The following is a 23110-nucleotide window of genomic DNA, read 5'->3' on the forward strand; positions in this document are numbered from 1 at the left end:
ACTCCAGGATCTTGGTGACCACGCCGGCGCCCACGGTCCGCCCACCCTCACGAATGGCAAACCGCAAACCCTCCTCCAAGGCCACCGGCTTGATCAGCTCCACCGTAAACGTCACATTGTCCCCAGGCATCACCATCTCCACACCCGCCGGCAGCTCCACCACCCCGGTCACATCCGTGGTCCGAAAGTAAAACTGCGGCCGGTATCCCGTGAAAAAACCCGTGTGCCGGCCCCCCTCCTCCTTCTTCAAGATGTACACCGAGGCCTCAAACTTGGTGTGCGGCGTAATGCTCCCAGGCTTCGCCAACACCTGCCCCCGCTCCACCTCCTCCCGGCTTACACCCCGCAACAACAACCCCACATTGTCCCCAGCTATACCCTCCGAAAGCGTCTTACGGTGCATCTCCACACCCGTCACCACCGTCTTCCGCGTCTCAGAAGCTAAACCTACAATCTCCACCTCGTCCCCAACCTTCACCTTCCCCCGCTCAATCCGCCCCGTGGCCACCGTCCCACGACCCGTAATCGTAAACACGTCCTCCACCGGCATCAAAAAAGGCTTGTCCACATCCCGCACCGGCGTGGGGATGTACTCGTCAATGGCGTCCAACAACTCCCAAATCTTATCCACCCACTCGTTCTCCCCACGCCGCGTCTTCGGGTTCCGGTGCATCTCCTCCAGCGCCAACAACGCGCTCCCCCGGATCACCGGCACCTCGTCCCCAGGAAACTCGTACTGGTTCAAAAGGTCCCGCACCTCCATCTCCACCAGGTCCAAAAGCTCCGGGTCGTCCACCATGTCCACCTTGTTCATGAACACCACGATGTACGGCACCCCCACCTGGCGAGCCAAAAGAATATGCTCCCGCGTCTGCGGCATCGGCCCGTCCGCCGCCGATACCACCAAAATCGCCCCGTCCATCTGGGCCGCACCCGTGATCATGTTCTTGATGTAGTCCGCGTGCCCAGGACAATCCACGTGCGAATAGTGCCGCTTCGCCGTCTCGTACTCCACATGCGCCGTGTTAATCGTAATCCCCCGCGCACGCTCCTCCGGCGCCTTGTCAATCTCCCCGTAGTCCTTCACCTCCACATTCGGGTTCTCCACCGCCGCCACAAACGTCAACGCCGCCGTTAGCGTCGTCTTCCCGTGGTCCACGTGCCCAATCGTCCCCACGTTCACGTGAGGCTTCGTACGGATAAACTCGCCCTTGGCCATCTTCGCTCTCCTTTCTCCATGCGGGGTAGGCCCTAAGGCCTACCCGAAAGGCATCCTTACTGCCCCTTGATGAGCTTCTCCTGCACCTGCTTGGGGACTTCCTGGTAGTGGTCAAAGAACATGACGAAGGAGCCCCTACCCTGGGTCTTGGAACGCAGATCGGTGGCGTAGCCGAACATCTCCGCCAAGGGCACATAGGCCCGGATCACCTGGGCGTTCCCCCTGGGCTCCATGCCCAGGATCTGGCCCCGGCGGGAGTTCAGGTCACCGATGACGTCGCCCATGTACTCCTCAGGGGTGGTGACCTCCACCCGCATGATGGGCTCGAGGATCACCGGATCCCCCTTCTGCACCGCCTCCTTGATGGCCATGGAGCCGGCGATCTTGAAGGCCATCTCACTGGAGTCCACCTCGTGGTAAGAGCCATCGTAGAGGGTGACCTTCACGTCCACCACGGGGAAGCCGATCAGGGGACCCGACTGCATGGCCTCCTCAATCCCCTTCTGGACGGCAGGAATGTACTCCTTGGGGATCACCCCACCCACGATGGCGTTGACGAACTCAAAGCCTGACCCCCGAGGCAAAGGCTCGGCCTTGATCTTCACATGGCCATACTGGCCACGGCCACCCGTCTGGCGGATGAACTTGCCCTCCACGTCCACGGGGCGGGTGATGGTCTCCCGGTAGGCCACCTGGGGCTTGCCCACGTGGGCGTCCACCTTAAACTCCCGCTTCAGGCGGTCCACGATGATCTCCAGGTGGAGCTCTCCCATCCCGCTGATGATGGTCTGCCCGGTCTCGGGGTGGGTGGAAACCCGGAAGGTGGGGTCCTCCTCCGCCAGGCGGGCCAGGGCCTGGGAGAGCTTGTCCTGGTCCGCCTTGGTCTTGGGCTCGATGGCCACGTCAATGACGGGCTCGGGTACCTCTATGGACTCCAAGACCACCCGGGGAGCACCCTCTCCCACCAAGGTGTCCCCGGTGATGGTCTCCTTAAGGCCCACCACCGCCCCCAGGTCCCCGGCCCGAAGCTCCTCCACCTCCTCCCGGTGGTTGGCGTGCATCCTTAGGAGCCGGGCCACCCGCTCCTTGCGGCCCTTGGTGGTGTTGTACACGTAGGAGCCCGAAGTGATGGTGCCGGAGTAAACCCGGATGAAGGTGAGGCGGCCCACATAGGGGTCGGCCATGATCTTGAAGGCCAAGGCCGCCAGGGGACCCTCGGGGTCGGGGTAGATCTCCACCTCGTTCCCCTCGGGCGTGGTGCCCTTGATAGGGGGGATGTCCAAGGGGGAGGGCAGGTAATCCACCACCGCATCCAGAAGAAGCTGTACGCCCTTGTTTTTAAGGGCCGAACCCAGGAACACGGGGGTGATCTGGATGTCAATGGTGCCCTTGCGGATGGCCGCCACCAGCTCTTCCTCGGTGGGGCTTTCCCCCTCCAGGTACTTGAGCATCACGTTTTCGTCAAAGTCGGCGGCCACCTCGATGAGCTTCTCGTGGTACTCCCGGGCCTGGGGGAGGTACTCTTCCGGAATGGGAATCTCGCGGATATCGGTGCCCAAGTCGTTGCCGTAGGTGTAGGCCTTCATCCTTAGGACGTCAATGATCCCCGAGAAGGTGTCCTCCCGGCCAATGGGAAGCTGCATCACCACCGGCCTGGCCCCCAGGCGCTCCTGCATGGTGCGGATCACCAGCCAAAGGTCCGCCCCCGTCTTGTCCATCTTGTTGGCAAAGGCGATGCGGGGAACCTTGTACTTCTCCGCCTGGCGCCAAACCGTCTCCGACTGGGGCTCCACCCCCTGGCTGGAGTCGAAGACCACGATGGCCCCGTCCAAGACCCGCATGGAGCGCTCCACCTCAATGGTGAAGTCCACGTGGCCCGGGGTGTCGATGATGTTGATGCGGTGGTCCTTCCAGAAGCAGGTGGTCACGGCGGCGGTGATGGTGATGCCCCGTTCCCGCTCCTGCTCCATGAAGTCCATGGTGGCCGCACCCTCGTGAACCTCCCCGATCTTGTGGATCTTGCCGGTGTAGTAGAGGATGCGCTCGGTGGTGGTGGTCTTACCGGCATCAATGTGGGCGGCGATGCCGATGTTGCGGAGCCTCTTTAGGTCGTACTCTACCTTAACCGCCATGGCTTACCACCGGTAGTGGGCGTAGGCGCGGTTGGCCTCGGCCATGCGCTCCACGTCCTCTTTCTTCTTTATCGCTCCGCCCTTGCCCTCGGCTGCGTCCATGAGCTCATGGGCGATGCGCACGGCAGCCCCCCGCTCGGAACGCGCATTGGCCGCCTGGACCAGCCAGCGTAGGGCCAAGGACTGCTGCCTTCTGGGGGAGACCTCCATGGGCACCTGGTAGTTGGCCCCACCCACGCGGCGGGAACGGACCTCCATCCTTGGCTTCACGTTCTCCACCGCCTGCTTAAAGACCTTCAAAGGCTCCTGCCCGGTCTTTTCCTGGATGATGCGGCAGGCCTCGTAGAAGATGCGGGCAGCCAGGTTCTTCTTGCCCTCCCGCATGATCTTGTTGATGAAGGCCGACACCACCACATCCCCGTAGACCAGGTCGGGCTGGAGTTGGCGTACCTCTGCTCTTCTTCTCCGTGCCATAGTTCACCTACTTCTTCTTGGCCGGAGCCGCGCCCTTGGTCTCCTTGGGCTTCTTGGTCCCGTACTTGGAGCGGCTCTTCTTGCGGTCCTTCACCCCTTGGGTGTCGTAGACCCCACGCACGATGTGGTAGCGCACACCCGGCAGGTCCTTAACACGGCCACCCCGGATGAGGACCACGGAGTGCTCCTGCAGGTTGTGCCCCTCGCCAGGAATGTAGGCGGTAACCTCGTACCCGGAGGTCAGGCGCACCTTGGCCACCTTCCGCAAGGCGGAGTTGGGCTTCTTGGGGGTTACGGTGCGCACCACGGTGCACACTCCCCGGCGGAAGGGCGACCCCTTCAAGGCCGGAACCTTGCTCTTCTTCTGGACCTTCTCGCGGCCCTTTCTGACCAGCTGGTTGATCGTCGGCAGTGCCACCACTCCCTTCTTCTTGGACTTGCCCCCGTGTTCTCAAGATCCACCCGGGGGAGTTGCCTTCCCCCGGCTTTTGCCCACACAGGGCACCACCCTCAGGGCCAGGGGCTGGCCCTGAGGGCCCTCAACTTGATTAGTGTACAGGGCTAGGCCTCTTTTGGCAAGCCGGGGGGCGAAGAAAAACCCAGCCCTCGAGGGGCTGGGGGGTTCTGGAGCCGGTGGCCGGATTTGAACCGGCGGCCTACCGCTTACGAGGCGGTTGCTCTACCGCTGAGCTACACCGGCCCGCCCTAAAGAGTCTAGGGCAGAACTCCCGTTTGCGCAACTAGCGCAAGACGACACCAGGCTGGACCCTTAGGGCGCGAAAGAGGGGCAGCAAAGCAGAAAGGAAAGTGGCCAAAAGGCTTGCCCCGCTCACCCAGAGGAAATCCGATAGGCGCATCTCCACGGGCAGGTGGGTGAGGAAGTAAAGCTCCCCGGGAAGGTCCACCGGGCGGAGGGCCAAATAAAGGGAAAGGAGATAGCCGAGGAGGTTGCCTAGGAGCACGCCGCCCACGCCCAAAAAGACCCCTTCGAGGGCAAAGACCAAGCCCACGGTGAGCCTTGAGGCGCCCATGGCCCGAAGGAGGGCGATCTCCGGGGTCTTTTCCACCACCTTGAGCACCAAGAGGTTAGCCACCCCTAAGGCGGCCACCGCCACGATCAAGAAGATCAGGATGCCCAAAACCCTCTTCTGCAAGGAGAGTTGCTCCAAGAGGGTGCGCTGGGTGTCCTGCCAGGCCTGGGGGAAGAACCGGGTACCCGCCAGTTCCCCACCCAGCTCCTTGGCCCGCCAGGGGTCCTTGAGGCGCACCTGGTACCCTTGAGCCCTGATCCCGGAAAGCCTTTCCACCGTCTTTAGGTCCACAAAGGCATAGGCGGAATCCAGGAGATAGTTACCGGTACGGAAAGCCCCCAGGACCTTAAGCTCCACCCGTTCCTGGGTGGCGGACATGGCGTAAAGCCTATCCCCCACAAAGGCCCCCAAAGACTGCTGCAGGGCCGAGCCCAGATAGATGCCCCCGGGCTCCAGCCTTAGGCCCAGCTCCGGGTAAAGGGCCTCCCCGCCTTGGCCCAGGCCCACCAGGGTGGCGAAGTCCACCCCCGGGCCCCTGGCGCCCTCCGCCGGGCGGGTTAAAAGGGCCTTGGTGGCAGCAAAGGGGGCGTAGGCCTCCACCCCGGGATGGTCCCGCCCGGGAAAAGGAGGTAGCTCCTCGCTCAAGCTGAAAAGGACCAGATGGGGATAGGCCTTCAAGGTGGCCCGCACCAGGCCGCTCACAAAGCCGTTGGTGAGGGAAAGGGCGGTGAGGAGGACCGCCACCCCCACCCCTACCCCCAAAAGGGCGAGTCCCGTCTGCAAGGGTCTTCGCTTGAGGTGGGCTAGGGCCAGAAAGAGGGCAAAGCGCACGCCCTTAGGATACGGGGGCCTAGCGCCTGGGGTACTCCACCACCACCAGTTCCACCAACCTCCGGCCAAAGCGCAAGGCGGTGGCCCGGTCGGGAAGCCAAACGTCCACCTTTTCCCGCATCCTGGGGTGCATCACGTCGGCCACCACAAAGACCCGATCCCGGAACAGGTAGTCAAACTGTCCCCGGCCCCGGCCATAGACCGAGCCCAGGTCGCGAAGCCGCACCTTGGTACCATAGGGCAAAACCTTGAGGAGGTCCGGGCTCACCGCCAAAACCCCCAGGCGGGTGCGCATCCCTGTGGCGGTGATGAAGGGGGTGGAGTCGGTTTCCCGGACGCTGGAGGTGTAGGCGGTGGCCTCGAGGAGCATGCTTTTTCGTACCCCAGACTGGGCCCAAGCCCCGGCAACGGCCAGGGCGAAGAGGAGCAGAATCAGGAAACCCCGCATAGCGCCCTTGAGTATGCGGGTTAATCCTGGAGCTTTCTGAGAAGAATGAGGGGGCTGGCTCATCCAAGCCAGCCCCCAAGGGCCATGGAACCATTCCGATCACTAAGCGGCTGCCCCGCCAAGGGACGTTATCGGAAAATACCAGATTAGAAAATCCTTAGGACCCTTTAGCTAGCTCTCAATCCGTTCCCACCCAAAACCTAGGGGCAAGGGGTGGAGGAGATCTCCAGGCGGTAGCGGCCGCTATTCCCCTCGTCAAACCCCGCCCGGACCAAGCCCCGGTCCCGCACCACCAAAAAGGTGGCGGGGGAGATGGGGGCACAGGCCATCACCGGGTCCAGGACCAGAGGAGAGGGGTCTGAGGGGCCCGTGTACAGAAGGGCCACCAGGTCCAAGGGGCCGGAATAGGTGAGCCTTAGGTACCCCGTGGCGGAAGAGACATCGTAGCGGTCAAACTCCCCCACGAACTCTATGGCCCCCTGCCGGGTGCCGGTGGTGAAGACCTCCCCTTTTCCAGCTGGATTGGGGCTAAAGGCGTTGGCGTACAGGGTCACCCGGTCCTCGCTTAGGGCGTAGTTTTCCACCCTCAGGTAGAAGACCTGGCCCGCCTGCCCCTCGAAGTTCAGGCGGTATCCGGGATCGGTGGTGATCTGGGGACGCAGGGAAAGGGGGGTAAGTTCTAGCCGGGCGGCAAACCAGTTCCGGGCCACGCTCACCGCCTGCACTACCCCTTTGTCGTCCAAAAGCACCAGGCGGAGCCGAGCCCTTAGTTGCAAATCGCTGGAAACCGCACTTACCGTTACCGCCCCATCTTGGGAAAGGACGATCCGGTAGACCTTGACCCCCGGACGAAGCTCCCCCCCGCTTTCTTGGGCAGGGGGAAGTTGGGCAACGACATACCCCCCTACGGGCAACTCCCCGCTCACCGGTAGGGTGCCCTGCAGGTTGCAGCCCGCGAGCACCAAGGCCACAAGGCTGGCAAGCAAACCCCTACCTATTCCTGGCCTATCCCACCACATAACCCCCCCTTTTCCCAAGGATAACCCGGGGAAAGGGGGAAAGGGCTTAGGCTTTCTTTAGCTACTCCAAGACCCCCAGATAGGCGTAGAGGTCAGGCCCTCCCGGGAGGATCTCCACCACCAGCTCTGGAAACTTCCCCGCCAGTTCCTCGACCCTTTCCCGGGAAGCATGGGGGCCCAGGAAAAGGGTGAGGACCTCCTTGCCCTCCTGGGCCAGGCGGATGAGGCCCTCCAGCACCTCCTCTGGGGTTTCCCCCATGAGGACCAGCCTCCCATCCAGGAGGCCGATGGGCTTGTCCTTTAAGACCTTAACCCCGTCCAACTCAACATCCCGGCTGGCCCAGGTGACCTCGAGGGTCACCGCCCCCCTCATGGCCTCCTCCATCTCCGGAAGGAGCTCCTCCGCTTCCACCTCGGGGAGGTAGCGCACCGCGGCCGCTAGGCCCTGGCCCAGGGTGCGGGTTTTCAGCACATGCACCTCCTTACCCCATTCCTTGGCCAGTTCCGCCGCCCTCTCCGCCGCCAAAAAGACGTTGGGGTTGTTGGGAAGGAGGATCACCTTGGGGCTGGCCACGCTCCTGATGGCGGCAAGCAGGTCCTCCACGCTGGGGTTTTGCGTCTGCCCTCCCGCCACCACCCGGGCCCCCAGGCTGCGGAAGGCCCGGGTGGGCCCATGCCCCAGGGCCACGGCCACCAGGCCCGTGGGGGGCGGGGCCCCCTCCCCTGCCCCCGCCATGGCCAGGATCTCCGTGTGCTGCTCGGTCATGTCCTCCACCTTGGTGCGCACCATGCGGCCGAAGCGGGCCACGGTGGCCAGGAGGCCATCGGGGTCATCGGTGTGGATGTGCCCCTTCACGTACCCCTCGGCCCCCACCACCAAGAGGGAGTCCCCAAAGGGGGCCACCGCCTCCCGGATCCTCTCAATAGGCACCTCCACCCCCTCCATGAGGAACTCGGTGCAGTAGCCGAACTCCTCCGTGGCGAAGGCGGTCTGGGCGTAGCGCTCCACCTTGGGGGGCTCGGGCAGGGGTAACCTCAGGAGGTACCCCCGTAGGCCCTCCAGAAAGCGCACATACCCCGCACCCCCGGCGTCCACCACCCCTGCCTGCTTCAAAACGGGAAGGAGCTCCGGGGTCTCTTCCAACGCCTCCCGGGCGGCCTTAAGGGCATGTTCCAGGACTTCCTCGAGGACCTCCCCTCTAGCCCCTTCCCCCGCAGCCCGGGCCACGGTGAGGATGGTCCCCTCCACCGGCTTCATCACCGCCTTATAGCCGGTTTCCGCCCCCAGGCGCAGGGCCTCGGCCAGGGTGGGGGCATCCAGCACCTCCTTTTGGCGGAGGGCCTCGCTAAAGCCCCTAAGGATTTGGGAAAGGATCACCCCGCTATTCCCCCGGGCCCCCAAAAGGCTCCCGTAGGCGATGGCCCGGGCCACCTCGGGCATCTTGGAGGTGTCCGCCAGGTCCAGCTCCCGCCGGGCGGACTGGAGGGTGAGGTGCATGTTGGTTCCGGTATCCCCATCGGGCACGGGATAGACGTTGAGGGCGTTGAGCTCCTCCACGAACACGGAAAACCAATCCGTGGCGTAGCGGAAGGCTTCGGCAAGCTCCTCCGGCCCCAGGCTAGCCACGCCCCACCCCCACCACGTGGACCCGCACCTGGGAAAGCTCCACCCCCGCGAGCTTTTTGGCGGCATAGGCCACCCGCTCCGCCAAGGACTCCACCACCGTGGGAATCCGGGTCCCCACCGCCACCACCACGTAGAAGTCCGCGGTGTACCGGCCAGGGTGAGCCGGGTCCTGGCGCACCACCACCCCCTCGCTGGCCTCCTGCCGGCCTAGGATGCGCACCACCTGGTCCTTAAGCCCCGCGGGGGCCATCCCCACCACCCCCGGCACCTCGTGCGCCGCCAGGGCCAACAAGGAGGCCAAGGCGCCTTCGGTTACCGTCACACGGCCGGCCATCCTACCTCCTTAGGGCCTCCTCGGGGGACGTATAGGGCAGGCCGAAGGCCTCGGCCACACCGGGGTGGGTGAGAAGCCCCTTATGGGTGTTCAATCCTTTAAGGAGGGCGCTATCCTCCAGGAGGGCTTCCAGGCCTTTTTCCGCCAGCTTCAGCACGTAGGGGAGGGTCTGGTTGGTGAGGGCGAAGGTGCTGGTCCTGGGCACCGCTCCCGGCATGTTGGCCACCCCGTAGTGCACCACCCCTTCCACCACATAGGTGGGTTCGGCATGGGTGGTGGGGCGGATGGTCTCCACGCACCCCCCTTGGTCCACGGCCACGTCCACGATCACCGAGCCCTCCTTCATGAGGGGGAGCATGTCCCGGGTCACCAGCTTGGGGGCCTTGGCCCCCGGCACCAAAACCGCCCCAATGAGAAGGTCTGCGTGCTGGATGCTCTTCTTGATGTTGGCCTCCGTGGCGGTGAGGGTGACCACCCGGCCCCCAAAGATATCGTCCAGGTACTGCAGGCGCCTATGGTTCACGTCCAGGATGGTCACCTGGGCCCCCATGCCCAAGGCGATCTTGGCGGCGTTGGTGCCCACGGTGCCACCCCCCAGGATGACCACGCTGGCCGGGGCCACTCCCGGCACCCCGCCCAGGAGCACCCCCCGGCCCCCATGGGGCTTCTCCAGGAACTGGGCCCCCACCTGAGGGGCCATGCGCCCCGCCACCTCGCTCATGGGTACCAGGAGGGGCAAGGAACCATCGGGAAGCTGCACGGTTTCGTAGGCGATCCCCGTGACCCCGCTTCCCAACATGGCCTCGGTTAGGGTACGGTCCGCGGCCAGGTGGAGGTAGGTGAAGAGGATAAGCCCGGGGCGCAAAAAGGGGTACTCCTCGGGAAGGGGCTCCTTCACCTTCACCACCATCTCCGCTCCCCAGGCTTCCTCCCGGCTTACGAGTTCGGCTCCGGCCCGTTCGTACTCGGCATCGGATAGGCCGGAGCCTAGGCCTGCTCCCCGTTCCACCAGCACGGTATGCCCCCGCTTGACCAGGCTTTCCACCCCACCTGGGGTCATGGCCACGCGGTTTTCCAGGGTCTTGATCTCCTTGGGTACGCCGATCACCATACTAGGCCTCCTTTACAAAGACACGCCGTATCTTGAGCTTGAAGCCGTCGCCCTCAGCGATGGCCAGAAGCCTCCTCCGGGAATCCACCAAGGCCACATAGCCCAAAGCCGGGATGGGCAAAGGAACCCCTTCCAAAACGCGCCGGGCCTCGGTGTGGGAAAGCTCCACCACGGGAAAGGGCAGAACATCGGTTTCGGGGATGGCCTTTTCCGGGGAGAGTTCGGAAAGCTTCACCGCCCGCTCCAACCCCACCTTGCCGATGCGGGTGCGCACCAGCCCGGAGAGAAAGGCCTTGGTCTTGAGCCTCTCCCCCAGGTCCCGGGCAAAGGCCCGCACGTAGGTGCCGGGGCCCACCACCAGGCGGATCACCGCGGTGGGGTAGGGCCCCAAGGGCTTGGGAAGCTCCACCTTGCGCCCGGCCTTTTCCGCAAGCCGCCAGCCCTTGGCCGAGGGGGCGATGGGATGGGGGATGGGCCCGGGGTCCAAGGCCAGGAGTTCCACCTCCAGGTACTTTACCGGCCTTGGGCCCAGCTCCAAGGGCTTTCCCTCCCGGGCCACCTCGTAGGCCCTTTTCCCCCCCACCTTGATGGCGGAGTAGAGGGGAGGCACCTGCTCTTTCAGCTTCAAAAACGAAGGGAGCACGCTCTCCAGGTCCTTGCGGTCAAAGCGCACCGGGGCCTCCTCGCTTATGGGACCTTCCGCATCCAGGGTGGGGGTGGTGGCCCCGAAGGAAACCCAGGCGATGTACTCCTTCTCCTCCCCCGAGAGGAAGGGGACCAACTTGGTGCCCTCGTCGGAAACCAGGAGGAGAAGGCCCGTGGCCAAGGGATCCAGGGTGCCGGTATGCCCCACCCGGCGGGTAGAGAGAAGGCGCCTCGCCTCCTCCACCACGTCATGGGAGGTGAGGTGGAGGGGCTTGTCCACCGCATAGAGGGCCATGCCTAGGGGATTGTATCACCATTACGCAAGGATGAAGAATGGAAGCATGGACCTACAGGACCGCTACCCCAGCCTCGCCCTCGCCTGGCCCCGGCCCGGGGTGCTGGGGATCACCCTAAAGGGCGAGAAGTTGAACGCCTTGGGCCCAGGGGCCCACCGGGACCTGGCCCGGATCTGGCGGGACCTCCGGGAGCTGGAAGAGGTTAGGACCGTCCTCTTAAGGGGCGAGGGTGGGGTCTTCTCCGCCGGGGGCTCCTTCGCCCTGATTGAGGAGATGCGCGCCTCCCACCGGGCCCTCTTGCGGGTCTTTTGGGAGGCCCGGGAGCTGGTCCTAGGACCCCTGGACTTCCCCAGGCCCGTGGTGGCGGCCGTGGAAGGGGTGGCGGTGGGGGCGGGGCTGGCCTTGGCCCTAGCCAGCGACGTGGTGGTGGCGGGCAAGGGGGCCAGGCTTCTGGACGGCCACCTGCGGCTTGGGGTGGCCGCCGGGGACCATGCGGTCCTCCTTTGGCCCCTTCTTTTAGGCATGGCCAAGGCCAAGTACCACCTTCTCCTGGGCGAACCCCTCACCGGGGAGGAGGCGGAAAGGCTGGGCCTGGTGGCCCTGGCGGTGGAGGACGACCAGGTGTACGAGAAGGCCCTCGAGGTGGCCACCCGCCTGGCCGAAGGCCCCAAGGAGGCCCTGAACTTCACCAAGCACGCCCTAAACAACTGGTTCCGCACCTTCTTGCCCCACTTTGAGGTCTCCTTGGCCCTGGAGTTTTTGGGGTTCCAAGGGGAGGAGCTGGAGGAGGGGCTAAGGGCCCTAAAGGAGAAGAGGAAGCCCCAGTTTTAACATGAAAAGACCCTTGCGCCTGCAAGCCTTCCTGGCTCGAGCCGGCCTGGGAAGCCGCCGGCAAGCGGAGGAGCTGATCCGCCAGGGCCGGGTGCGGGTGAATGGGGCCGTGGCCACCTTGGGACAGAAGGTGAACCCAGGGGACGTGGTGGAGGTGGACGGGAAGCGGGTGGAGCCCTTGGCCGAGAGGGTAGTCCTGGCCCTGCACAAACCCCGGGGCTACACCACCACCCGCCATGACCCCCACGCCCAAAAGACGGTCTTCCACCTCCTGCCCCCTATCCCCGGCCTCCACCCCATAGGCCGCCTGGACCGGGACTCGGAGGGGCTTCTCCTCCTCACCAACGATGGCCACTTAACCCTCCGCCTCACCCACCCCCGGTATGGGGTGAGGAAGGTCTACCGGGTCTGGACGGAAAGGGGGACCCTGCCCAGGTCCGTCTGCCAGAGGCTTCTAGAGGGGGTGGAGCTGGAGGATGGCCCCGCCCGGGCCCTGGCCTGCCGCCCGGCCCCCGGTGGGGCCTTCCTCACCCTGGCGGAGGGCCGGAAGCGGGAGGTGCGGAGGATGCTGAAGAGGGTGGGCTATCCCGTAAAGCGCCTCCTGAGGCTTCAGGTGGGCCCCATCCGCCTTGGCAGCCTGCCCCCAGGAAGGTGGCGGAGGCTTACCGCGGAAGAGGTGGAAGCCCTCCTGCGGGAAATCCCCTTAGAATGAGGTCCATGTTCACCGCGGGAAACGGACCCGTGCAGATTCCCCCCGAGGCCATAGCAAACCGGGTGAAGGAGCTGGGAGCCCAGATCGCCCAGGACTACCAGGGGAAAACCCCGCACCTCATCTGCGTCCTGAATGGGGCCTTCATCTTCATGGCCGACCTGGTACGGGCCATCCCCTTGCCCCTCACCCTGGACTTCATCTCCATCAGCTCCTACGGCAACGCCTACCGCACAAGCGGCGAGGTGGAGCTTTTAAAGGACCTCCGCCTTCCCATCCATGGCCGGGACGTGATCGTGGTGGAGGACATCGTGGATACGGGGCTTACCCTTTCCTACTTGTTGGACTACCTCGAGGCCCGCAAGCCCGCCTCGGTGCGGGTGGCGGCCCTCCTCTCCAAGCCCAGCCGGCGCCAGGTGGAGGTGCCCATCCACTACCTGGGCTTTGAGATTGAGGACGCCTACGTCTACGGCTACGGCCTGGACCGGGCCCAGTTTGACCGCAACCTGCCCTTCATCACCTCCCTTCGTCCGGAGGAGGAATGAAGTACCTGGACCTGATCGCCGTGCTCTTCGCCGCCGTCCTCTTGGTTTCCAACGTGGCCTCCACCAAGCTGGTGATCCTAGGGCCTTTCACCTTTGACGGCGGTACCCTGCTTTTCCCCTTGGCCTACATCTTCGGGGATGTGCTCACCGAGGTCTACGGCTATCGGCGTAGCCGCCGGGTGATCTGGCTGGGATTTTTCGCCCTTCTCCTGGCCACCCTCACCTTCCAAGGGGTGGCCGCCCTCCCCGCCCCCAAGGATGGGGAAAGCCAGCGCTTTGCCGAGGCCTTTGGCCTCCTCCTGGGCCTTACCCCCAGGATCGTCTTGGGTAGCCTGCTGGCCTACTTCGTGGGGGAGTTCGCCAACGCCTACGTGTTGGCCAAGCTGAAGGTGAAGACCGAGGGGCGCTTCTTCTGGCTGAGGGCCCTCGCCTCCACCCTGGTGGGCCAGGGACTGGACACGGGCATCTTCCTCCTGGTGGCCTTCTACGGAGTCTTCCCCCCGGAGGTGCTCCTCGCCGTCTTCCTTTCCAACTACGTCTTCAAGGTGGGCGTGGAGGCCTTCATGCTCCCCATCACCTACGGGGTGGTGGGCTTCCTCAAGCGGGTGGAGGGGCTTGACGTCTACGACCGGGACACGGACTTCAACCCCTTCCGTTTGGCGTGACAACTCCCCGCTCTAGTCAGCCGTAAGGCTATCTTGTAGAGCGGGGCTTCTCGGGGACAAGCTTAAACCTGTCCCCGAAGGCCCCGGCAAGGTAGCCTTTCGGCTGACCCAGGCCTTAGCCAAGATGTTCACTGCCGCCGCCACGTCCCGATGGAGGAGAGCCCCACAAGAGGGACACGTGAACTCCCTGACCCACAGGGGCCTCTTCTCCCGGTGACCGCAGACAGGGCAATCTTGGCTTGTGTACTTGGGGTCTACCTTGATGACCCGCCTACCAGCTTCTGCCGCTTTGTAGGCAAGGATTTGGAGAAACTGCGCCCACCCTGCGTCGAGTAGCCCTTTGGCAAGAGGAGAACGGGATAGTCCGTTTATGTTCAGGTCTTCATGGACAATGGTGCCATAACGGTTTACGAGCTTCCTGGCAAGTTTGTGGTGGAAGTCTTTTCTCTGATTGGCGATTTTTCGGTGCAGTTTGGCAAGCTGTTCTCTAGCCTTCTTATACCGGTTGCTACCCCTTTTCTTTCGGGAGAGCTCCCTTTGTATTTTGGCCAGCTTCTCTTGGGTCTTCTGGTAGTAGCGGGGAGCTTCTACCATCTCCCCTTCAGAGGTGACAAGAAAGTAGGGATTGGTACCCAGGTCTATCCCCACCTGATTGTCGTTGGGAGGTAGGGGCTTGGGGTCCACCTCACAGACGAAGATGATGTACCAGTCATCCCCTTCCCGCTTTACCGTAGCCGTCTTGATCCTGCCTTCCAGAGGACGATGAAGCTTCAGCTTCACCGAGCCGATGCCGTATAGGAGAACCCGTTTCCCCCCTTCTTGGAGTTTGACCCCGGTAGTCCCGGCCTGGGGGAAGGTGAAGGAGTCGTAGCGTCCTTTTCCTTTGAAACGTGGATAACCAGCCCTTTGTCCCTCCTTGACCCGCCGGAAGAAACCTTGAAAGGCCCTGTCTACCCTCTTTATCACATCCTGCAGAACTTGGGAATGGACAAGTTTATACCCCGGAAGTTCGGTCCGTATTTGGGGGAGATACCCCATCTGCTCATGGGCACTGATAGACTTTTGGGCTTTCCTATAGGCGTCCCTCCTCTCTTGTAGAGCGGCGTTATAGAGTTGACGACACAAGGAAAGTACCTTCTCCAGGTCCCGCCTTTGGGGTTTGGTGGGGTAGAGGCGGTACTTGAAAGCCTTCTTGTAGGTGCTATTCTGTATGTGCATCACCTTCCACTCAGGTGGTGCCGGGTCCAGGGTGGGCATACACCGCTGGACCATTTGTTTTTAGTGTAGCCCACTGTGGGGGGCTAATGTAGCTTCGCTGACCCATGTATCCCCGGACTGAAAGTCCGGGGCATTATGGCCCCCCACATCCCTCTTTTCTGTAAGCTTTAGGGGATGCCGGGAGTCGCCATCATCGGAGCCCAGTGGGGGGACGAGGGTAAGGGGAAAGTGGTGGACGCCCTCGCCCAAGAGGCCGATTACGTGATCCGCTACCAAGGGGGGGCCAACGCCGGCCACACCGTGGTGGCCGAGGGGCGGGTCTTCAAGCTGAACCTCCTGCCCTCGGGGGTCATCCACCCCCATGCGGTGAACATCCTGGGGGATGGCATGGTCATAGACGCCTTCCGCTTCCAGGAGGAGCTCGAGGCCCTAAGGAAGGAGGGGTTTAACCCCCAGGTGCTGGTTTCCGAACGGGCCCACCTGGTCCTTCCCCACCACAAGCACGTGGAAAGCCGCCACAACTTCGTGGGCACCACCGGACGGGGCATCGGCCCCGCCTACTCCGACCGGGCGAGGAGGGTGGGGATACGGGCCGGGGACCTCTTAAAGGAGGACGTCTTGAGGGAACGGGTGCGCCGCCTCCTCCTGGAAAAGCCCAACTCCACCCGGGAGGCCGGCTGGGACACGGAGGAAAAGGCCCTAGCCGACCTTCAGCGCATGCGGGAGATCCTGGCCCCCTTCGTGGCCGACACGGGGAGCCTGTTGCGGGAAGCCCTCAAGCGGGGCAAACGCCTCCTCTTTGAAGGGGCCCAGGCCACCCTTTTGGACCTCAACTACGGCACCTACCCCTACGTAACCAGCTCCCATCCCACGGTGGGGGGCATCCTGGTGGGCACGGGGCTTAACCACAAGGCCATCACCAAGGTCTACGGGGTGGCCAAGGCCTACGCCACCCGGGTGGGGGAAGGCCCTTTCCCCACGGAACTTAGCGGGGACTTAGCCCACCACCTTAGGGAAAAGGGCGGGGAGTACGGCACCACTACGGGGAGGCCCAGGCGGGTGGGCTGGCTGGACCTGGTGGCCCTCAAGTACGCCTGTGAGGTGAACGGCTTTGACGGCCTGGCCATCACCAAGCTGGACGTGCTTTCCGGCCTGGAGAAGGTGAAGGTGGCGGTGGAGTACCTGGACGGGGCCCGGCCCGGGGAGGCCAGCCCGGAGGCGGTGCGCTACCTGGAGCTGGAGGGCTGGGGGGACCTCTTTGGGGTGCGAAGCCGGGAGGAGCTTCCCCCTTCCCTAAGGCGCTACCTAGAGCTCATTGAGGAGTACACCGGGGTGCCGGTGGTCCTCTTCTCCACCAGCCCCAGGAGGGAGGACACCTTCGGGGCGGTGAGCTGGGTCTAATACCGCCCCACCCTGGCTTGCGCCAGGGTGGTGGCCCCGGAAAAGCCCTTGGATAGGCGACATCTCTACTAGAACTCGTGGAACGAAACACGAGAAAAGGGTATAAGGCCACCCTGCCCTGTCCCAAACCAAGGTGGGGGACCCGGTGGGTCCCTCGTGGAGGGTTACCCCCTTAAAAAGGCCACGTACCGCTGCAGAAGCCCGTAGGCCTCCCCGGAGGCCAGGACCTCCTGGGCAAGCCGCACCCCTTCCCGCAGGGAGGCCACCTTGCCCGCCACATAGAACCCCGCCCCCGCCGCCAGGGCCACCCCTTGGGCATGGGGACCTTTTTCCTCGCCCTTGAGAATCCTTGTGGCCAGCTGGGCGTTCTCCTCTGGGGAACCCCCTTTCAGGGCCTCGAGGGGAAGCCGCTTAAGCCCCACCTCCTCGGGAAGAAGGGTGTAGGCCCCCTTCCCCACCTCCACCACCTGGTTCTCCCCGAGGACCAGTTCATCCGCCCCTTCCCCGTGGACCACCATCCCCTGGGCCCCCAGGCGCCCTAGGGCCTCGGCCATGGGGGAAAGCCACCTGGGGCTAAAGACCCCCAGCACGTACCGATCGGCCCCCGCGGGGTTGGTAAGGGGGCCAAGCAGGTTGAAGACGGTGCGGATGCCAAGCTCAGCCCGCACCGGGGCCACATGCCGCATGGCGGGGTGGAAGAGGCGGGCAAAAAGGAAGCCAAAGCCCAAAGTCTCTATGGCCTCCCCCACCCGCTCGGGCGGGGCTTCCAGGTTGACCCCCAGGGCCTCCAAGAGATCCGCCGAGCCCGCCTTAGAACTGGCTGCCCGGTTCCCGTGCTTGGCCACCGCCACCCCCCCGGCCGCCGCCACCAGGGCCCCCAGGGTGGAGAGGTTCAAAAGGCCCTTCTGGTCACCCCCGGTGCCCACGATGTCCAAAAGGGGCCTGCGGTTCACCTTCAGGGTCAAGGCCGCCTCCCGCATGGCCTGGGCCATGGCGGCCATCTCCGAAGGGGTTTCCCCCCTTAAGGCCATGGCGGTGAGCACCCCCGCCGCCCTCACCGGGGAGACCTCCCCGGCCATCATGGCCCGCATAAGGCCAAAGGCCTCCTCCTCGGTAAGCACCTCTCCCAAAAGCACCTTTTTCACGGTCTCCATGGGTCCTCCAGAAAGTTCTTGAGGATGAGTTTACCCGCTTCCGTTAGGTAACTTTCCGGATGGAACTGGACCCCGTGGGTGGGGTAGTGGCGGTGGCGGAAACCCATCACCGTCCTCCCTCCCGCCTCCTCCACCCAGGCGTTCACCACGAGGTCCTCGGGCACCGCCTCCACCACCAAGGAGTGGTACCGGGTGGCGGGGAAAGGATTGGGAAGGCCCCGGAAGACCCCGGTGCCGTCATGGTGGATCTCGCTCACCTTGCCGTGCATGATGATGGGAGCCGGCACCACCTTGCCCCCAAAGGCCATGCCGATGGCCTGGTGGCCCAGGCAGACCCCCAGGATGGGGTAGCGGGGGGCGTAGCGACCGATGAGGGGGAGGGATAGCCCCGCCTCCAAGGGGGTGCAGGGGCCAGGGCTGATCAGGATGCGCTCGGGGTTTAAGGCCTCCACGTCCTCGAGGGCAAACCGGTCGTTGCGCCACACCACGGGGCTTGCCCCAAGCTCCCCCAGGAACTGGACCAGGTTGTAGGTAAAGCTATCGTAGTTATCGATCACCAAAACCCTCATAGCCCCTCCTCCGCCATCTCCACCGCCCTCAAGAGGGCCTTGGCCTTGTTCCAGCACTCCTCGTACTCCCTTTCCGGCACCGAGTCCGCCACGATGCCCGCCCCCGCCTGCACGTGCATCCTTCCCCCGGCGATCACGAAGGTGCGCAAGGTAAGGGCCACATCCATGGCCCCATGGTAGGCCAGATAGCCAAAGCTTCCCCCGTAGGGCCCCCGGCGGTGGGGTTCCAGCTCCTCAATGATCTCCATGGCCCGGATCTTGGGGGCCCCCGAGACCGTGCCCATGGGAAGCACGCTGGCCAAGGCGTCCAAGGGGGTCTTGCCCTCGGCCAAAATGCCCTCCACCGTGGACACCAGGTGCATCACGTGGGAGTAGTACTCCACGTGCATGGGCTCCAGGACCCGCACCGTGCCGAAGGCGGAAACCCGGCCGATGTCGTTTCGGGAAAGGTCCAAAAGCATCACGTGCTCAGCCCTCTCCTTCTCGTCCTTAAGAAGCTCCTCCGCAAGCCTTCTATCCTCCTCCTCATCCCTTCCCCGGGGCCGGGTGCCGGCGATGGGCCGGGTGACCACCTTGCGGCCGTCGGAGCGGAGGAGGCTTTCGGGGCTGGCCGAGACCAAGACCACCTCCCCCAGGTCCAGATAGCCCATGTAGGGGCTTGGGTTCACGCTCCTCAGGGCCCGGTACAGGGCGAAGGGGTGCACGGTGAGGGGGGAGGAAAGCCTCAAGGAGAGGACCACCTGGAAGATGTCCCCGGCGCGGATATAGTCCAGGGCCTTTTCCACTGCCCTCAAGTACTCCTCCCGGCTCATGTCGGCCTCAAACCGGGCCCTTCCCCCAGGGCCCTGCCCCGGCACGCCCGGCAGTGGACCCCTAAGCTTCTCCTCCGCCCAGCGAAGGCGGTCCTCCGCCTCCTTTGGGTCAGGGGTGGGGACCACCAGGTGCAGGAGGTTTTTGCTGTGGTCAAAGACCGCCACCACCTCGGGCTCCACGAAAAGGAGGTCCGGAAGGCCCAGGTCGTCGGGCTTCAGGGAGGGCAAGCGCTCGTAGGAGCGGATGAGGTCGTAGGCGGCATACCCCACCACCCCCCCGAGGAAGGGGGGGAGGTCGGGCTGCGGGAGGCCTGCCCCCTGGAGCCCTTCGGGCTGCCCAAGGGGGGCGTGGACCGCCTGGTAAAGGGTACGTAAGGGATCCTGGGTTTCCACCCGTTGGCCATTGATGGTGAAGACCCCATCCTTTAGGCGAAAGGTGCGCCTTGCCCCTACCCCGATGATGGAGAAGCGGCTTTGCCTCCCCCGTTCCACCGACTCCAGAAGAAAGCTCACCGGGGCCTTTTCCGAAAGCTTCAGGTAAGCGGTCACCGGGGTTTCCAGGTCCGCCAGGAGGGTTTTGCCAAAGGGCCTGATGGTTTCCATGTCTCTCCTTACAAAAACCCCCGGGGCCCATAGCCCCGGGGAAAAAGCCCATCCGCCCCGGGGCCTAGCCGGGCCACCAGCGGGCGGCAAAGGAGCTCATGCCCCAAGGATAGCCCAAGGCGCCCCTGGCGTCCAGGGGGACATGGGCTTCCCTGGGTAAGGTACCTATGCCGGACCCCTAAGCCTTCCTCGGCGAAGCCTACGGGGAGCCTCTAGCGGGGTCCCTATCAAGGGGAAAGCATCAGAATCTTTCCGCCACCGTTTTCATCTGCAGGAAGTGGAGGAGGTAGTCGGGCCCCCCGGCCTTGGTGTCGGTGCCGGAAAGGTTAAAGCCACCAAAGGGCTGGACCCCCACCAGGGCTCCGGTAATCTTGCGGTTAAAATAGAGGTTCCCCACGTGGAACTCCCGCCGGGCCCTTTCCAGGTGCTCCCGCTTGCGGGAATAAACCCCACCTGTGAGGCCGTAGACGGTGTTGTTGGCCACCTCGAGGGCCTCGCCGAAGTCCCTCACCCGGATCACGGAAAGCACCGGGCCGAAGATCTCCTCTTGGGCGATCTTGGCGGTGGGCGGCACCTCGGTGAAGATGGTGGGGGCGATGAAGTAGCCCTCCCCCTCCAGGCGCTTCCCCCCCAGGACCAGCTGGCCTTCCTTCTGGCCAATCTCTATGTAGGAGAGGATCTTTTTCTCCTGGGCCTGGCTGGCCACGGGGCCCAGGTCGGGGTTCTCCTCCGCAGGACCCACCACCAGGCGCTCAGCCCGGGCCAAAACCCTTTCCATCAGGGGCTCAAAGGCCCTTTCCGTCACGATGAGACGGCTGGCCGCCGAACACTTCTGCCCCTGGAAGCCGTAGGCGGAGATGAGGATGCCCTCGGTGGCGGCGTCCAAATCGGCGGTCTCGTCCGCGATGATGGCGTCCTTACCGCCGAGCTCCAGGAAAACCCGCTTGATCCAGCGCTGGCCCGGGGCCAGCTTGGCGGCGGCCTGGTGGATCCAAAGCCCCACCTCCAGGCTCCCTGTGAAGTTGATGAACCGGGTCCTGGGGTGCTCCACCAAATAGGCCCCCACCTCGCTCCCCTTGCCCGGCAGGAAGTTCACCACCCCAGGGGGAAAGCCCGCCTCGTGGAAGATCTCAAACACCTTGGCAGCGATGACCACCGTGTCCTCCGCGGGCTTGGCCACCACCGTGTTCCCCACCGCCACCGGCCCGGCGATCATCCCGGTGAAGATGGCGATAGGAAAGTTCCAGGGGGCGATGACCACCCCCGCCCCCAAGGGGATGTAAAAGCTTTCGTTGTCCTCCCCGGGGTAGGGGACCACCTCCACCGAGGGGTACTTGTACTTAAGGGCCTGGCGGGCATAGTACTCCAGGAAGTCTATGGCCTCGGCCACCTCGGCGCTGGCCTCGAGCCAGTTCTTGCCGATCTCGTAGACCAAGGTGGCCTCCAGCTCCCGCCGTCTCCGCTTCATGAGGGCCGCAGCTTTTAAGAGGAGGCGGCTACGGTCCTCCTGGGGCCAGTCCTTCCAGGCTTTAAAGGCCCGCCAGGCCGCCTCTAGGGCCGCCTCCGCCTCGGCCACCCCCGCCTTGGCGGTGCTCCCCACCACCTCGCTGGGGGCGGAAGGGTTGTGGGATAGGATCTTCTCCTTCGTGTCCACCCATGTCCCATCTATGTAAAGGCCATAGTGGCGGCCAAACTCGGCCCTGACCCGCCTCAAGGCCTCCCGCATCTCCCGCTTGGCCTCATCCATCCCAAAGGTCTCTATGGGTTGGTTGCGAAAAGGTTCCACCGTCATGCCTTACCTCCTTTAACCTCCTAACCGCCCAAAAGGCTTCTTAGCACTAAAAACAGGTTCTCCGGACGCTCGGCGATGCGCCGGCTTAGGTAGGGGTACCAATGGGTGCCGTAGGGCACGTAGGCCCGCACGGTGTACCCCTCCCCTGCCAAGCGCTTTTGCTCCTCGGGGCGGACCCCATAGAGGAACTGGAACTCAAACCGGTCCTTGGGGATGCCCATGGCCTCGGTGTAGCGCTTCACCTCCGCGATGAGTCTGGGGTCGTGGGTAGCGAAGGCCACGTAAAGCCCCTCCTTCAGGGCCAGCTTCCCCAGGTGCAAAAACTCGGCGTCTATGAGGCGCTTATCCTGGAAGGCCACCTCCTTGGGCTCCCGGTAAGCCCCCTTCACCAGGCGCAGGTTGGGCCGGTAGGGGAGGAGCTCCCAAAAGTCCCTCTCCGTGCGGAAAAGGTAGCTCTGGAGAACCACGCCCACCCCGCTAAACCCCTCCTCCCGCAAGGCCCTGTAAAGGCGCAAGGTGGCCTCCACCCGGGGGGAATCCTCCATGTCTATCCGCACGAAGACCCCTTTGGGCTCCGCTTCCTTTAGGATCTCCCGGAGGAGGAGGAGAGCCAGGTCCTCGGAAAGGTCCAGGCCCAACTGGGTTAGCTTCAAGGAGATGTACTTGGGCCAGGGGTGCTCCGCCACCCTCCCCACCAACTCCAGGATTCCCCTTTGGAAGGCCCGGGCCTCTTCCTCGCTCCCCACCATCTCCCCCAAGAGGTCCAAGATGGCGTGCACCCCTTGGGCCTGAAGTCTCTCCGCCACCCCAAGGGCCTCCTCCAGGGTCTCCCCCGCCACGTAGCGGCGCACCAGGCTCCGGGCCCGCCCCTTGATGAGGGCCTCCACCCTGGGGTTCCCGGCCACGGAGAGCACCGCCTGCCGATAGACCAAGTCCAGGTTCATACCCCTCCTTTCCTCAGCCTGGCCACCACCAGGTCGCGGAAGCGGTACACGTGGGCCTCCACCGCCCTTTTGGCCCCCTCGGGGTCCCGCCTCCTCAGGGCCTCGAGGATAGCCCCGTGCTCCCTGCGGGTGGCCTCCTCTTGGGAGAGGTTGGGGAGGGCGCTGCGCACCAGGGCTAGGCTGGAGAGGAGGTCCTCGTAGAGGCGGTAAAGGGTCCTGTTCCCGGAAAGCCGTACCAAGGCCCGGTGGAACTCCAGATCCCGGCGCATCTGCTCGGGGTAGTCCTCCTTGGGGGCCTCGTCAATGGCCTTAAGGTGGGCCCTTAGGTCCTCCAGCTCCCATGGCGTGGCCCTGAGGGCCGCTTCCCGGGCCGCCTCCCCCTCCAAAAGGGCCCGCACCCCATAAACTTCCTCCACCTCCTCCGGGGTGAAGGTGCGCACCCTGGCCCCCCGGCCCGGCACCAGCTCCACCAGGCCCTCCTCGGCCAGGCGCATGAGGGCTTCCCGCACGGGGGTGCGGGAAACCCCCAGCTCCTGGGCTAAAAGGGGCTCGGAAAGCCGCTCCCCCGGGGCAAACCGCCCTGAGAAGAGAAGCTCCTTTAGGTGCCGGTAAACCGCCTCCCGCACCTGGTTGGGCCGGCGGAAACCTAAGGTCTGCATCCTGTATACAGGTTACAGCAGAAAAGGGAAAGGGGCAAGGA

23 protein-coding genes and 1 tRNA gene are annotated in these 23110 nt (G+C 64.3%); 5 read left to right on the plus strand and 19 right to left on the minus strand.

The genetic code is table 11. From position 1 onward, the window contains the following. From tuf to truB, 12 genes are all read right to left on the minus strand, one after another. Nucleotides 1-1219 (minus strand): elongation factor Tu (gene tuf / locus L0D18_RS07995; protein WP_243028357.1); only part of this gene is annotated, 1219 nt, incomplete at its 3' end. A gap of 56 nt (nt 1220-1275) precedes the next feature. Beyond that, nucleotides 1276-3351, minus strand: coding sequence for an elongation factor G (fusA, locus tag L0D18_RS08000; RefSeq protein ID WP_243028358.1), 2076 nt, complete (start codon nt 3349-3351; stop codon nt 1276-1278). 3 nt (nt 3352-3354) lie between these two features. Further along, nucleotides 3355-3825, minus strand: a complete 471-nt coding sequence (rpsG, locus tag L0D18_RS08005; protein WP_243028359.1) for a 30S ribosomal protein S7 — start codon at nt 3823-3825, stop codon at nt 3355-3357. A gap of 7 nt (nt 3826-3832) precedes the next feature. Then, nucleotides 3833-4246 (minus strand): 30S ribosomal protein S12, encoded by a 414-nt coding sequence (gene rpsL / locus L0D18_RS08010; protein WP_019551715.1) that lies wholly within the window; start codon nt 4244-4246, stop codon nt 3833-3835. 204 nt (nt 4247-4450) lie between these two features. Further along, a tRNA-Thr gene (locus tag L0D18_RS08015) sits at nt 4451-4525 on the minus strand. 40 nt (nt 4526-4565) lie between these two features. Beyond that, nucleotides 4566-5687: an ABC transporter permease gene (locus L0D18_RS08020; RefSeq protein ID WP_243028360.1), complete on the minus strand. Its 1122-nt coding sequence runs from the start codon at nt 5685-5687 to the stop codon at nt 4566-4568. A 19-nt stretch (nt 5688-5706) separates the two neighbouring features. Further along, nucleotides 5707-6135, minus strand: a complete 429-nt coding sequence (locus tag L0D18_RS08025; protein ID WP_243028361.1) for a 3D domain-containing protein — start codon at nt 6133-6135, stop codon at nt 5707-5709. Nucleotides 6136-6335: 200 nt separating this feature from the next. Next, nucleotides 6336-7121, minus strand: coding sequence for a hypothetical protein (locus tag L0D18_RS08030; RefSeq protein WP_243028362.1), 786 nt, complete (start codon nt 7119-7121; stop codon nt 6336-6338). Between the two features lie 94 nt (nt 7122-7215). Continuing rightward, nucleotides 7216-8781, minus strand: coding sequence for a DAK2 domain-containing protein (locus L0D18_RS08035; RefSeq protein ID WP_243028363.1), 1566 nt, complete (start codon nt 8779-8781; stop codon nt 7216-7218). Beyond that, on the minus strand, nt 8774-9115 hold the full coding sequence (locus L0D18_RS08040) for an Asp23/Gls24 family envelope stress response protein (RefSeq protein WP_243028364.1): 342 nt from the start codon (nt 9113-9115) through the stop codon (nt 8774-8776). The genes L0D18_RS08035 and L0D18_RS08040 overlap by 8 nt, the downstream gene beginning before the upstream one ends. A gap of 1 nt (nt 9116) precedes the next feature. Continuing rightward, the gene (gene ald, locus L0D18_RS08045; RefSeq protein ID WP_243028365.1) at nt 9117-10226 is read right to left on the minus strand and encodes an alanine dehydrogenase; all 1110 of its coding nucleotides are present in this window, start codon (nt 10224-10226) and stop codon (nt 9117-9119) included. Nucleotide 10227: 1 nt separating this feature from the next. After that, nucleotides 10228-11166 (minus strand): tRNA pseudouridine(55) synthase TruB, encoded by a 939-nt coding sequence (gene truB / locus L0D18_RS08050; protein ID WP_243028366.1) that lies wholly within the window; start codon nt 11164-11166, stop codon nt 10228-10230. A 46-nt stretch (nt 11167-11212) separates the two neighbouring features. On the opposite strand from truB, the gene L0D18_RS08055 reads away from it, so the two are divergent. From L0D18_RS08055 to L0D18_RS08070, 4 genes are read left to right on the plus strand one after another with little or no spacing between them, the layout of a single operon-like run. Beyond that, nucleotides 11213-11998, plus strand: coding sequence for an enoyl-CoA hydratase/isomerase family protein (locus L0D18_RS08055; protein WP_243028367.1), 786 nt, complete (start codon nt 11213-11215; stop codon nt 11996-11998). Nucleotide 11999: 1 nt separating this feature from the next. Continuing rightward, complete coding sequence (locus tag L0D18_RS08060) at nt 12000-12710, plus strand: pseudouridine synthase (RefSeq protein WP_243028368.1); 711 nt, start codon at nt 12000-12002, stop codon at nt 12708-12710. Beyond that, entirely contained in the window at nt 12707-13252 is a 546-nt protein-coding gene (gene hpt / locus L0D18_RS08065) for a hypoxanthine phosphoribosyltransferase (RefSeq protein WP_243028369.1), read from the plus strand. Before L0D18_RS08060 ends, hpt begins: the two co-directional genes overlap by 4 nt. Then, the gene (locus tag L0D18_RS08070; RefSeq protein ID WP_243028370.1) at nt 13249-13917 is read left to right on the plus strand and encodes a queuosine precursor transporter; all 669 of its coding nucleotides are present in this window, start codon (nt 13249-13251) and stop codon (nt 13915-13917) included. Before hpt ends, L0D18_RS08070 begins: the two co-directional genes overlap by 4 nt. 12 nt (nt 13918-13929) lie before the next feature. On the opposite strand, the gene L0D18_RS08075 is transcribed toward L0D18_RS08070, so the two are convergent. Continuing rightward, a complete protein-coding gene (locus tag L0D18_RS08075) occupies nt 13930-15189 on the minus strand; it encodes an RNA-guided endonuclease InsQ/TnpB family protein (protein ID WP_243028371.1) in 1260 nt (419 codons plus the stop codon). 120 nt (nt 15190-15309) lie between these two features. Between L0D18_RS08075 and L0D18_RS08080 the strand changes: the two genes are divergently transcribed. Then, a complete protein-coding gene (locus L0D18_RS08080) occupies nt 15310-16536 on the plus strand; it encodes an adenylosuccinate synthase (protein WP_243028372.1) in 1227 nt (408 codons plus the stop codon). 164 nt (nt 16537-16700) lie between these two features. On the opposite strand, the gene trpD is transcribed toward L0D18_RS08080, so the two are convergent. The 6 genes from trpD to L0D18_RS08110 all read right to left on the minus strand — a co-directional run bounded on the left by trpD (nt 16701) and on the right by L0D18_RS08110 (nt 23069). After that, nucleotides 16701-17690: an anthranilate phosphoribosyltransferase gene (trpD, locus tag L0D18_RS08085; RefSeq protein ID WP_243028373.1), complete on the minus strand. Its 990-nt coding sequence runs from the start codon at nt 17688-17690 to the stop codon at nt 16701-16703. Beyond that, the gene (locus L0D18_RS08090; RefSeq protein ID WP_243028374.1) at nt 17678-18259 is read right to left on the minus strand and encodes an anthranilate synthase component II; all 582 of its coding nucleotides are present in this window, start codon (nt 18257-18259) and stop codon (nt 17678-17680) included. Before L0D18_RS08090 ends, trpD begins: the two co-directional genes overlap by 13 nt. Then, the gene (trpE, locus tag L0D18_RS08095; protein WP_243028375.1) at nt 18256-19674 is read right to left on the minus strand and encodes an anthranilate synthase component I; all 1419 of its coding nucleotides are present in this window, start codon (nt 19672-19674) and stop codon (nt 18256-18258) included. The genes L0D18_RS08090 and trpE overlap by 4 nt, the downstream gene beginning before the upstream one ends. Nucleotides 19675-19915: 241 nt before the next feature. After that, nucleotides 19916-21466: an L-glutamate gamma-semialdehyde dehydrogenase gene (gene pruA, locus L0D18_RS08100; protein WP_243028376.1), complete on the minus strand. Its 1551-nt coding sequence runs from the start codon at nt 21464-21466 to the stop codon at nt 19916-19918. A gap of 20 nt (nt 21467-21486) precedes the next feature. Continuing rightward, entirely contained in the window at nt 21487-22410 is a 924-nt protein-coding gene (locus L0D18_RS08105) for a proline dehydrogenase (protein ID WP_243028377.1), read from the minus strand. Beyond that, on the minus strand, nt 22407-23069 hold the full coding sequence (locus tag L0D18_RS08110; RefSeq protein WP_243028378.1) for a GntR family transcriptional regulator: 663 nt from the start codon (nt 23067-23069) through the stop codon (nt 22407-22409). Before L0D18_RS08110 ends, L0D18_RS08105 begins: the two co-directional genes overlap by 4 nt. Between the last annotated feature and the right edge of the window lie 41 nt (nt 23070-23110).

Origin of the sequence: Thermus albus, from assembly GCF_022760855.1 — a bacterium.
Taxonomy (GTDB): Bacteria; Deinococcota; Deinococci; order Deinococcales; family Thermaceae; genus Thermus; species Thermus albus.